Genomic DNA, 12714 nt, shown 5'->3' on the forward strand with positions numbered 1-12714 from the left:
TCTGCTGCCAACAATCGCGCGTTGCGCGCTGCACCTTTTCCAATCCCATCCGACAAACAACCGAATACATCGCATGAAAAAGCCGCCATGGCAGGACCATGGCGGCTTCGTCGTTTTCGGCTTCGACCGTCGATTACTCGGCGGCCGTCGATTCCGCTTCCTTGGCGCTCATATCCGCCAGCATCGGGTCGGCGACGCCGGCGCCCGAGGTCTTGCGACGCTCGTCAAGGATGAGGTCGTCGCGCGACGTCGCGATCCGGCGGATCTGGCTCATCGTGCCGCCTGTGCCGGCGGGGATGAGACGACCGACGATGACGTTCTCCTTCAGGCCCTGCAGGGTGTCGGTCTTGCCGGCGACCGCTGCCTCCGTCAGCACCTTGGTCGTCTCCTGGAAGGAGGCGGCAGAGATGAAGGACGGGGTCTGGAGCGAAGCCTTGGTGATACCGAGAAGAACGGCATCGCCCTTGGCCGGCTTCTTGCCTTCTTCTTCCAGACGTTCATTGACCTGGTTGAGCTCGATCACATCGACGATATCGCCGGCGATGTAGCTCGAGTCGCCCTGCTCCGTGATCTCGACCTTCTGCAGCATCTGGCGAACGATCACCTCGATGTGCTTGTCGTTGATCAGAACGCCCTGCAAGCGGTAGACCTCCTGGATCTCGTTGACGAGATAGGATGCCAGAGCCTCGACGCCCTTGATCGCAAGGATGTCATGCGGGGCCGGGTTGCCATCGAGAATGTAGTCGCCCTTCTCGATGTAGTCGCCGTCCTGCAGGTGGAAGGGCTTGCCCTTCGGGATCAGGTACTCGACCGGATCGACACCATCTTCAGCCGGCTCGATCTGGATGCGCCGCTTGTTCTTGTAGTCGCGGCCGAAACGGATCGTGCCGTCGATTTCGGCGATGATCGCATGGTCCTTCGGACGCCGTGCTTCGAACAGTTCGGCCACGCGCGGCAGACCGCCCGTGATGTCCTTCGTCTTGGCGCTTTCCATCGGGATACGCGCCAGAACGTCACCCTGGCTGACCTTGGTGCCCGGCTCCACCGAAAGAATGGCGTCGACCGAGAGGAGGAACCGTGCCTCGCCGCCGCGGCCAAGCTTGGCGATCTCGCCATTCTTGTCCTTGATGACGATCGCCGGCTTGAGGTCGGAGCCGCGCGGCGTCGAGCGCCAGTCGATGACCTGACGCTTGGTGATGCCGGTCGCCTCGTCGGTCGCTTCCGATACGGAAAGACCGTCGACCACGTCCTCGAACTCCACCGTACCGGCCACTTCCGTCATCATCGGGCGGGTGTAGGGGTCCCACTCGGCGAGACGCTGGCCGCGACGGACCATGTCGCCGTCATCGACGTGCAGCTTGGAGCCATAAGCGACGCGCTGCGAGGACCGTTCGTTGCCCTTCGGATCAAGAATCTGGATCGCCATGTTGCGGCCCATCGCGACAAGCTCGTTGTCGGAATTGCGCAGCACGTTGCGATTCTTGATCTGGACCTTGCCCTCATAGGACGCTTCCAGGAACGACTGGTCGACCACGGTCGCCGTGCCGCCAAGGTGGAAGGTGCGCATGGTGAGCTGGGTACCCGGCTCGCCGATCGACTGGGCGGCGATGACACCCACGGCCTCGCCCTGGTTGACGGGCGTTCCGCGGGCCAGGTCGCGGCCGTAGCACACGCCACATACCCCGGTCTGAACCTCGCAGGTCAGCGCCGAACGGATGCGGATCGACTGGATGCTGGCCTCTTCGATCGCCACCACGTCGTTCTCGTCGATCAGCCTGCCGGCCTTGACGAGGACATCGCCACTGACCGGATGGTTGATGTCGTCGAGTGCCGTGCGGCCGAGAACCCGCTGGCCGAGCGAAGCAACGACCTGACCGGCATCGACGATCGCCGTCATGGTGAGGCCGCGTTCGGTGCCGCAATCCTTCTGGGTGACGATGCAATCCTGTGCGACGTCGACCAGACGGCGCGTCAGATAGCCCGAGTTGGCGGTCTTCAAGGCCGTGTCTGCAAGACCCTTGCGGGCGCCGTGCGTCGAGTTGAAGTACTCGTTCACGGTCAGACCTTCCTTGAAGTTCGAAATGATGGGCGTCTCGATGATCTCGCCCGAGGGCTTGGCCATCAGGCCGCGCATGCCGCCGAGCTGACGCATCTGGTTGACCGAACCACGAGCACCGGAATGCGACATCATGTAGATCGAGTTCATCGGCTTTTGCCGCCCCGTGTCGGGATCGAACTCGACCGCCTTGATGCGCGCCATCATTTCCTCGGTCACCTTTTCGGTGGCCTTGCCCCAGGCGTCGACGACCTTGTTGTACTTCTCGCCCTGCGTGATCAGACCGTCATTGTACTGCTGCTCGTATTCCTTCACGAGCGTCTCGGTCTCACCGACGATCTTCGCCTTGGCGGCCGGGATGACCATGTCGTCCTTGCCGAAGGAAATACCGGCGCGGCAGGCATGGCCGAAACCAAGCTGCATGATCCGGTCGCAGAAGATCACCGTCTCTTTCTGACCGCAGTGGCGGTAAACGGTATCGATCATCTTGGAGATGTTCTTCTTCGTCATCTCCTGGTTGCAGGTGTCGAACGGCACGTTGACGTTCTTCGGCAAGAGCTCGCCGATGATCATTCGACCCGGTGTCGTCTCGTGGATCTGCGAGACCGGATTGCCATCCTCGTCGACCGTCTTGAAGCGGCCCTTGATCTTGGTGTGAAGCGTGACAACCTTCGTCTCGAGCGCGTGGTGAAGTTCGCCCATGTCGGCGAATACCATGCCCTCGCCCGGCTCGTTCTCGTTCTTGATCGAGAGATAATAGAGGCCGAGAACCATGTCCTGCGACGGCACGATGATCGGCGCGCCGGATGCCGGATGCAGGATGTTGTTGGTCGACATCATCAGAACGCGCGCTTCAAGCTGGGCTTCCAGCGAAAGCGGCACGTGCACGGCCATCTGGTCACCGTCGAAGTCAGCGTTGAAGGCGGTGCAGACGAGCGGATGAAGCTGAATCGCCTTGCCTTCGACGAGGGTGGGCTCGAAAGCCTGGATGCCCAAGCGGTGCAGCGTCGGCGCGCGGTTCAGCAGAACCGGGTGCTCACGGATGACCTCGTCCAGGATATCCCAGACTTCCGGCTTTTCCTTCTCGACAAGCTTCTTGGCCTGCTTGACGGTGGAGGAGTAGCCCTTGGCGTCGAGGCGGGCATAGATGAACGGCTTGAAGAGTTCGAGCGCCATCTTCTTCGGCAGGCCGCACTGGTGCAGCTTGAGTTCCGGACCGGTCACGATGACCGAACGGCCGGAATAGTCGACGCGCTTGCCGAGAAGGTTCTGGCGGAAGCGGCCCTGCTTGCCCTTCAGCATGTCGCTGAGCGACTTCAGCGGCCGCTTGTTGGCACCCGTGATGACACGGCCGCGGCGGCCGTTGTCGAACAGGGCATCGACCGATTCCTGCAACATGCGCTTTTCGTTGCGGATGATGATACCCGGCGCACGCAGCTCGATCAGCCGCTTCAGACGATTGTTGCGGTTGATGACGCGGCGGTAGAGATCGTTGAGGTCCGACGTTGCGAACCGGCCGCCATCGAGCGGAACGAGCGGGCGCAGGTCCGGCGGGATCACCGGCACCACCTTCATGATCATCCATTCGGGACGGTTGCCCGATTCCAGGAAGTTCTCGACGATCTTGAGCCGCTTCATGAGCTTCTTGGACTTGAGCTCCGACGTCGTCGAAGCCAGTTCGTCGCGCAGATCGCCGGCGATCTTCTCCAGTTCCATGCCCGCAAGCATTTCGTAGATCGCTTCAGCGCCGATCATCGCCGTGAACTGGTCCTCGCCGAACTCGTCGACGGCGATCATGTATTCCTCTTCCGAGAGAAGCTGGTTCTCCTGAAGCGAGGTGAGACCCGGCTCGGTCACGATGTAGTTCTCGAAATAGAGAACCCGCTCGATATCCTTGAGCGTCATGTCGAGCAGCGTGCCGATGCGGCTCGGCAGCGACTTCAGGAACCAGATATGGGCGACCGGAGCGGCCAGTTCGATGTGGCCCATGCGCTCACGGCGTACACGCGAAAGCGTGACTTCGACGCCGCACTTCTCGCAGATGATGCCCTTGTACTTCATGCGCTTGTACTTGCCGCACAGGCACTCGTAGTCCTTGATCGGGCCGAAGATGCGCGCGCAGAACAGACCGTCACGCTCGGGCTTGAACGTGCGATAGTTGATGGTTTCCGGCTTCTTGATCTCGCCGAACGACCAGGAGAGAATCTTCTCAGGGCTGGCGATCGAAATCCGGATGGAATCGAACACCTGTGCCGGCGCCTGAGGGTTGAAAAGATTCATGACCTCTTGGTTCATGCCTGTCTCCTTCGGGGGGCTACCCCTTGATGCGCGGTGATCGCGGGACGGGACAACCCGCTGCCAGCCGCTTCAAAATCGCCGCCGATCGCCGATCGGCTCAAACTGCAATGCACGCGCCCCGATCATATCGGATGCCGCGTGCCACCCCGCCGAGGCGGGACGTGCGCCGCCCACCGGCGGCGCACCCTTATCGATCTTATTCCGCCGCGTCGGGCAGTTGCTCCATGTCCTGGGTCTCTTCGAGCTTGGTATTTTCCAGTTCGACGTTGAGACCGAGCGAGCGCATCTCCTTGACGAGAACGTTGAAGGATTCCGGAATACCGGCCTCGAACGTATCGTCGCCGCGCACGATCGCCTCGTAGACTTTCGTACGGCCTGCCACGTCGTCCGACTTGACCGTCAGCATCTCCTGCAGCGTGTACGCGGCGCCGTAGGCCTCCAGTGCCCAGACCTCCATCTCGCCGAAACGCTGACCGCCGAACTGGGCCTTGCCGCCGAGCGGCTGCTGGGTGACCAGCGAGTAAGGTCCGATCGAGCGGGCGTGGATCTTGTCGTCCACCAGGTGGTTCAGCTTCAGCATGTAGATGTAGCCGACGGTGACCTGCCGGTCGAAGGTTTCACCCGTGCGTCCGTCATAGAGCGTCGACTGGCCGGAGACATTGAGCCCTGCCTTTTCGAGCATCTCGTTGACGTCCGACTCGTGCGCACCGTCGAAGACCGGCGTGGCGATCGAGACACCCCTGCGCGATTGCTCGGCAACCCGCACGACGGACTCGTCGTCGTAGTCCTTCGTCGGCTCGCCTTTCGGTCCGCCGCCGATCACATCGTCGACCGTCGTACGAAGTTCCTTGATATCGCCGGATGCGCTGTAGGCATCCAGCATATCGCCGATCTTCTTGCCAAGCGACGCGCAGGCCCAGCCCAGATGCGTTTCCAGGATCTGGCCCACGTTCATGCGCGAGGGCACGCCGAGCGGGTTCAGCACGATGTCGACATGGGTTCCGTCCTCGAGGAACGGCATGTCTTCAACCGGCACGATGCGCGAAACGACACCCTTGTTGCCGTGACGGCCGGCCATCTTGTCGCCCGGCTGCATCTTGCTCTTCACGGCAACGAAGACCTTGACCATCTTCATGACGCCCGGGGGCATCTCGTCGCCGCGCTGGACCTTTTCGACCTTGTCCATGAAGCGCTGTTCGAGCCGCGACTTGGATTCGTCGTACTGGCCGCGCAGCGCCTCGATCTCGCCCTGCACCTTCTCGTCCTCGACGGCGAACATCCACCACTGCGAGCGCGGGAACTCGGCCATCGTGTCCGGGTCCAGCTTGGAGCCCTTCTTGAAGCTCTTCGGCCCGGCAACCGCAACATGGCCATTCAGCATGTCCGTCAAACGGCCATAGACGTTGCGGTCGAGAATCGCCTGCTCGTCGTCGCGGTCCTTGGCGAGGCGTTCGATCTCCTCGCGCTCGATCGCCATCGCACGCTCGTCCTTCTCGACGCCGTGACGATTGAAGACGCGCACCTCGACGACCGTGCCATGGGCGCCCGGGGGCATGCGCATGGATGTGTCGCGAACGTCGGAGGCCTTTTCGCCGAAGATGGCGCGCAGAAGCTTTTCTTCCGGCGTCATCGGGCTTTCACCCTTCGGCGTGATCTTGCCGACGAGGATGTCGCCCGGATGAACCTCGGCCCCGACATAGACAATGCCGGCTTCGTCGAGGTTCTTCAGCGCTTCTTCCGACACGTTCGGAATGTCGCGGGTGATTTCTTCCGGTCCAAGCTTCGTGTCACGCGCCATCACTTCGAATTCATCGATATGGATGGAGGTGAAGACGTCTTCGGCCACGATGCGCTCGGACAGAAGGATGGAGTCCTCGTAGTTGTAGCCGTTCCACGGCATGAACGCGACGAGCACGTTGCGGCCGAGCGCGAGATCGCCGAGATCGGTCGAGGGACCGTCCGCGATGATGTCGCCCACATCGATCCGGTCACCGACGGAAACCAGCGGCCGCTGATTGACGCAGGTGTTCTGGTTCGAGCGCTGGAACTTCTGCAGCCGGTAGATGTCGACGCCGGATTTCGACGCGTCCGTCTCCTCGGTCGCGCGGATGACGATACGGGTCGCATCGACCTGATCGACGATACCAGGACGGCGTGCGGCGATCGCAGCGCCGGAGTCGCGGGCCACGATCGGCTCCATGCCGGTGCCGACGAATGGCGCTTCGGCCCTCAGGAGAGGCACGGCCTGACGCTGCATGTTCGAGCCCATGAGCGCGCGGTTGGCGTCGTCGTTCTCCAGAAACGGAATGAGCGCCGCCGCCACGGAAACGAGCTGCTTGGGCGAAACGTCCATCAGGTCGATGTTCTCGCGCGGCGCCATCATCACGTCGCCGGCATGGCGGCAGATGACGAACTCGTCGACGAACTCGCCGTCATCGGACAGCTGCGCATTCGCCTGGGCGACGTAGTGCTTGGATTCCTCCATGGCCGACAGATAGACGACGTCGCGCGTCACCTTTCCGTCCACGATCTTCCGGTACGGGCTCTCGATGAAACCGTACTTGTTGACACGTGCGAAGGAGGCGAGCGAGTTGATCAGACCGATGTTCGGGCCTTCCGGCGTCTCGATCGGGCAGATACGGCCATAATGCGTCGGGTGCACGTCGCGCACTTCGAAGCCGGCACGCTCGCGAGTCAGACCGCCCGGGCCGAGAGCGGAAAGTCGACGCTTGTGCGTGATTTCCGACAACGGGTTCACCTGGTCCATGAATTGCGACAGCTGCGAGGAACCGAAGAACTCGCGAACGGCCGCGGCCGCCGGCTTGGCGTTGATCAGGTCCTGCGGCATGACCGTGTCGATCTCGATCGAGGACATGCGCTCCTTGATGGCGCGCTCCATGCGCAGGAGGCCCAGACGGTACTGGTTCTCCATGAGCTCGCCGACCGAACGCACGCGGCGGTTGCCGAGGTTGTCGATGTCGTCGATCTCGCCCTTGCCGTCGCGCAGTTCGACCAGGGTCTTGACGACAGCAAGGATATCTTCCTTGCGCAGCGTGCGGACCGTGTCTTCCGCATCGAGGTCCAGACGCATGTTCATCTTGACGCGACCGACGGCCGAAAGGTCGTAGCGCTCGGCATCGAAGAACAGCGAATTGAACATCGCCTCCGCCGTCTCCATCGTCGGCGGCTCACCCGGACGCATGACGCGGTAGATGTCGAACAGCGCGTCCTGGCGCGATTCGTTCTTGTCGGCAGACAGCGTGTTGCGGATGTACGCACCGACATTGATATGGTCGATGTCGAGGATCGGCAGCTCATCGAAACCCGCTTCCAGCAGCGTCGGCAGGTTCTTCTCGTCGATCTCGTCGCCCGCTTCCAGGAACACTTCACCCGTTTCCGGGTTCACGATGTCCTCGGCCAGATAGGTGCCATAAAGGTCGTCGTCGCTCGCCTTCAGCGCCTTGACGCCCTTTTCCGCCATCTGCTTCAGCACACGCGGCGTCAGCTTGCGGCCAGCCTCGGCCACGACCTCGCCGGAATCGGCGTCGATCAGGTCGGTGACCGTCTTGGTGCCCTTCAGCGCGTTCGGCTGGAAGGGAATGCGCCAGCCTTCGCCATCGCGCACGTAGTCGGACTTCGTATAGAAGGTCGACAGGATTTCTTCCGAATCCATGCCGAGCGCCATCAGAAGCGACGTCGCCGGAATCTTGCGGCGGCGATCGATGCGCGCATGGACGATGTCCTTGGCGTCGAACTCGATGTCGAGCCAGGAGCCGCGATAAGGGATGACCCGCGCCGCGAAGAGCAGCTTGCCCGACGAATGCGACTTGCCCTTGTCGTGATCGAAGAAGACGCCCGGCGAACGGTGCATCTGGGAAACGATCACGCGCTCGGTGCCGTTGACGATGAAGGTGCCGTTCATCGTCATCAGCGGCATGTCGCCCATATAGACGGACTGCTCCTTGATGTCCTTGATGGACTTGGCGCCGGTATCTTCGTCGATATCGAACACGATGAGACGCAGCGTCACCTTGAGCGGCGCTGCATAGGTCAGATCGCGCTGACGGCATTCCTCGACGTCGAACTTGGGCGCTTCAAACTCGTAGGACACGAATTCGAGCATGGAGGTGCCGGCGAAGTCCTGGATAGGAAACACCGACTTGAAGACCGACTGAAGCCCCTCTTCCGGGCGACCGCCCTGCGGCTCGTCGACCATCAGGAACTGATCGTAGGAAGCCTTCTGAACCTCGATGAGGTTCGGCATTTCTGCGACTTCGGGAATCTTGCCGAAAAACTTGCGTACGCGCCTGCGACCATTGAAAGAAAGGGTCTGAGCCATCGTCGCTCCTTGTCAAAAATATAGCATCCGGGCCTGCGTGTGACGGTAGGCCGCTGGCCAGGCGGCTCCGTCGGGGTGCGCTCTCCATCCAGTCGAGAGCGAGGAACCCATTATCGAAAAACCGCTTCGCATCGGTGTTTCGATAAGACGTTCCCCCTGGAACGACAGAACCGGACCCGCGCAATGCGCGCGGGTCCGGTCGATCGCAAAGCGATCTTACTTGAGCTCGACCTTCGCGCCTGCGTCTTCGAGCTTCTTCTTGATTTCCTCGGCTTCACCCTTGGAAATGCCTTCCTTGACAGCCTTCGGAGCAGCCTCGACGAGGTCCTTGGCTTCCTTCAGGCCGAGGCCGGTGATGCCGCGGACTTCCTTGATGACGTTGATCTTGTTGGCGCCGGCTTCGGCGAGAACAACATCAAACTCGGTCTTTTCTTCTGCAGCTTCAGCAGCAGCGCCTGCACCACCAGCGGCAGCGACGGCGACCGGTGCGGCAGCCGAAACGCCCCACTTCTCTTCGAGCATCTTGGAAAGCTCAGCGGCTTCCAGGACGGTCAGGTTGGAGAGGTCGTCAACGATCTTGGAAAGATCAGCCATATTACTAGTCCTTTATTCGGTTCGAACTGGTTGTAAATTCAAACAGCGAAGCTCCGCCTATGCGGCTTCGTCCTTCTTGGCGTATGCGCCGAACACGCGTGCGAGCTGACCCGCAGGCGCATTGACGACCTGAGCGATGCGTGTTGCCGGCGTGCTGATCATGCCAACAAGCTTTGCACGCAACTCATCGAGCGACGGCAGGGCGGCGAGCGCCTTGACACCATCGGCATCGAGATTGGTCGTTCCCATCGCGCCACCAAGCACAACGAGCTTGTCGTTGGTCTTGGAAAACTCGACGGCGACTTTCGGAGCGGTAATCGGATCATCGCTGTAGGCGATGAGCGTCTGACCGGTGAAGAGATCCGTGATCCCCTCGGCCTCCGTGCCCTGAAGAGCGATCTTGGCCAGGCGGTTTTTCGCGACCTTGACCGTTCCGCCGGCTGTGCGCATGCGCGACCGAAGGTCGTTCATCTGCGCAACCGTCAGACCGGAGTAGTGGGCCACGATGACCGAACCGGAAGCCTTGAAGACTTCGTTCAGCCCCGTGACGAATTCGCGTTTTTCCGCTCTATCCACTGTCTTTCTCCAGTAGACAGGACCAGCATTAGCGCCAGTCCAAGTCCGGTTTGCCTTTGCCGCAAGGGGATCGACATTCAAAGTAGATCTCCAAGCGACGCTTGAGGATCCTGCCCCCTCGCGCTTCGCCGATCCGGCGGGCACAAGGCAATCGAGGTTCGAACCGAACGCGCGACCGGTCATGGACCAGTCGGAAATCCGGGTCTTACCCGTCTCATGCAGGCCTGACGATTAAGGCAAGCCACCTGCAATCTCGGACAGGAATGCCGGAAACATGCGTTTCCGGCTATTTCCGGCCCGAAGGCCGGAAATGAGGTTTCGAAGGGCGCCCTGCCCTTCGGGAAGTCTGATCAGGCGGCCGTCAGGCTGGACGGGTCGATCTTGACGCCCGGCCCCATGGTCGACGAAATCGCGACGCGCTTGACGTAGTTGCCCTTGGCGCCGGTCGGCTTGGCCTTGATCACGGCATCGGCGAAGGCGCGGATATTCTCCTCGATCGCCTTGGCGTCGAACGACACCTTGCCGACACCGGCATGAACGATACCGGCCTTCTCGACGCGGAACTCGACAGCGCCGCCCTTGGAAGCCTTGACCGCGGCCGTCACATCGGCAGTGACCGTACCGACGCGCGGGTTCGGCATGAGACCGCGCGGACCGAGCACCTTGCCGAGACGGCCGACGAGGCCCATCATGTCCGGCGTGGCGATGCAGCGATCGAAGTCGATCTGGCCCGACTGAACCTGTTCGACGAGATCCTCGGCGCCCACGATGTCGGCACCGGCAGCCTTTGCCTCTGCGGCCTTGTCGTCACGTGCGAAAACGGCGACGCGGACCGAGCGGCCCGTGCCGTTCGGCAGGTTGACGACGCCGCGGACCATCTGGTCGGCGTGACGCGGATCGACACCCAGGTTCATCGCGACTTCGATCGTCTCGTCGAACTTCGTCGCGGCCCGATCGCGGATCATGCCGACGGCCTCGGAGAGATCGTAGAGCTTGTTGCGGTCGATGCCTTCACGGCTCTTTTGAATACGCTTTGCAATCTTTGCCATGATCTTACCCCGTCACTTCCAGGCCCATGGAACGGGCGGAGCCTTCGACCATGCGCATGGCGCCTTCGACGTCAGCGGCGTTCAGGTCCTTCATCTTGGCTTCGGCGATCACGCGGATCTTGTCGCGCGAAATCTTGCCTGCCGATTCCTTGCCTGGCGCCTTGGAGCCCGATTTCAGCTTTGCTTCCTTCTTCAGGAAGTAGCTGACGGGCGGCTGCTTCATCGCGAAGGTGAAGGACTTGTCCTGATAATAGGTGATCACGCACGGGATGGGCGAACCCTTCTCGAGCTCCTGCGTGGCGGCATTGAACGCCTTGCAGAATTCCATGATGTTGATGCCACGCTGACCAAGCGCGGGACCGATCGGGGGCGACGGATTGGCCGACCCTGCCGGAACCTGCAACTTGAGCTGGCCTGCAACTTTCTTAGCCATAACTCTGTGCCTTTTCTTATCCTAGGCCGTAAATCCGGCCTTACTATGCCGGCGCAAGGCCGGCGGCTGCAGTTGCGTGGTGCGGCTTTGGCCGGACGGGCTAAGTCCGACGGCCTCCCACACTGATCCTTCCGCAAAGGGCGGAAGGATCGACAATCAGGTCTTTTCGACCTGGCTGTATTCAAGCTCGACGGGCGTTGCACGCCCGAAGATTGAAACCTCGACCTTGAGGCGCGAGCGCTCCTCGTCGACATCCTGAACGATGCCGTTGAACGATGCGAACGGCCCGTCGGAGACGCGAATCTGCTCGCCGATCTCGAACGAGATGGAGGGCTTCGGCCTGTCGACCCCGTCCTGCACCTGCGACAGAATGCGCTCGGCCTCCGAATCCGGGATCGGGACAGGCTTTGAGTCCGACCCGAGGAACCCGGAGACCTTCGGCGTGTTCTTGATCAGGTGATAGGCCTCGTCGGTGAGGTCGGCGCGCACCAGCACGTAGCCGGGGAAGAACTTCCGCTCGGCATCGACCTTGCGGCCGCGGCGAACCTCGACAACCTTTTCCGTCGGCACCAGAACCTTCTCGAAAAGATGCGACAGGCCCTTCTGGCGCGCCTTCTCCTCGATCGATTCGGCGACCTTCTTCTCAAAATTCGAATAGGCGTGGACGATATACCAGCGCGCTGACATTCAATTCTCCCGCGGGCAGCCGTTCAGGCGCCGATGTTCAGAATGAGACCGATGATCCAGCCAAGCGCCTGATCGGCAGCAAAGAAGAAGATCGCGGCGATGAACACCATGATGAGAACCATGACGGTGGAAATCAGCGTCTCGCGGCGCGTCGGCCACGTCACCTTCGCCGTTTCGGCACGCACCTGCTGCAAAAACGTGAATGGGTTTGTTCTCGATGCCATATACTGCTCATACGATTACGGCACGCAAAGCGACAAGTCAGCTCCGCGCACCGTTATGTGTTGCACCCTACATAAAGGCCGATGCGCGAATCCACAAGAGGGAATCGGGCCCTTACGTTGAAATAGCTCAAACACCGGCCACCTTTTCGGGCGCCGATGCCAAGCCGTCGAAACTGGCAGGGGCAGAGGGGCTCGAACCCCCGACCTGCGGTTTTGGAGACCGCCGCTCTACCAACTGAGCTATACCCCTAGGATGGCCCGTCGCCGCGTTTCCGCGGCTCGTGTGCCGGCCGCTGGTCTATAACGAGCTTGTCGTCACGGCAAGACCAAAAGCCCCGGCGAAGAGTGATTCTCCCCGCCGGAGGACTTGTTTCGCAATGTTTATTCCGTGATCGAAGCGACGATGCCGGCGCCGACGGTGCGGCCGCCTTCGCGGATGGCGAAGCGCAGCTTTTCTT

General features: G+C 61.4%; 9 protein-coding genes and 1 tRNA gene. All 10 read right to left on the reverse strand.

Annotated elements, in window-relative coordinates; translation table 11 throughout:
* Positions 1 to 133: 133 nt before the first annotated feature.
* Positions 134 to 4351 carry a DNA-directed RNA polymerase subunit beta' gene (gene rpoC, locus CN673_RS20170; RefSeq protein WP_099868216.1) on the reverse strand — a complete coding sequence of 1406 codons (4218 nt, stop codon included), beginning with the start codon at positions 4349 to 4351 and terminating at the stop codon, positions 134 to 136.
* A gap of 199 nt (positions 4352 to 4550) precedes the next feature.
* Entirely contained in the window at positions 4551 to 8693 is a 4143-nt protein-coding gene (gene rpoB / locus CN673_RS20175) for a DNA-directed RNA polymerase subunit beta (protein ID WP_099868217.1), read from the reverse strand.
* Between the two features lie 216 nt (positions 8694 to 8909).
* On the reverse strand, positions 8910 to 9287 hold the full coding sequence (rplL, locus tag CN673_RS20180; protein WP_099868218.1) for a 50S ribosomal protein L7/L12: 378 nt from the start codon (positions 9285 to 9287) through the stop codon (positions 8910 to 8912).
* Between the two features lie 57 nt (positions 9288 to 9344).
* Positions 9345 to 9863 carry a 50S ribosomal protein L10 gene (gene rplJ / locus CN673_RS20185; protein ID WP_099868219.1) on the reverse strand — a complete coding sequence of 173 codons (519 nt, stop codon included), beginning with the start codon at positions 9861 to 9863 and terminating at the stop codon, positions 9345 to 9347.
* 350 nt (positions 9864 to 10213) lie between these two features.
* Positions 10214 to 10912, reverse strand: coding sequence for a 50S ribosomal protein L1 (rplA, locus tag CN673_RS20190; protein WP_099868220.1), 699 nt, complete (start codon positions 10910 to 10912; stop codon positions 10214 to 10216).
* A gap of 4 nt (positions 10913 to 10916) precedes the next feature.
* Entirely contained in the window at positions 10917 to 11345 is a 429-nt protein-coding gene (rplK, locus tag CN673_RS20195; protein WP_099868221.1) for a 50S ribosomal protein L11, read from the reverse strand.
* A gap of 156 nt (positions 11346 to 11501) precedes the next feature.
* Entirely contained in the window at positions 11502 to 12032 is a 531-nt protein-coding gene (gene nusG / locus CN673_RS20200) for a transcription termination/antitermination protein NusG (protein WP_099868222.1), read from the reverse strand.
* Between the two features lie 23 nt (positions 12033 to 12055).
* Positions 12056 to 12256: a preprotein translocase subunit SecE gene (gene secE / locus CN673_RS20205; RefSeq protein WP_099868223.1), complete on the reverse strand. Its 201-nt coding sequence runs from the start codon at positions 12254 to 12256 to the stop codon at positions 12056 to 12058.
* Between the two features lie 174 nt (positions 12257 to 12430).
* Positions 12431 to 12506 (reverse strand) — tRNA-Trp (locus tag CN673_RS20210).
* Between the two features lie 131 nt (positions 12507 to 12637).
* Positions 12638 to 12714, reverse strand: a 77-nt coding sequence (locus CN673_RS20215; RefSeq protein ID WP_503128311.1) for an EF-Tu C-terminal domain-related protein, incomplete at its 5' end; no start/stop codon positions are given.

It is taken from the genome of Neopararhizobium haloflavum (assembly GCF_002750855.1).
Lineage (GTDB): Bacteria > Pseudomonadota > Alphaproteobacteria > Rhizobiales > Rhizobiaceae > Georhizobium > Georhizobium haloflavum.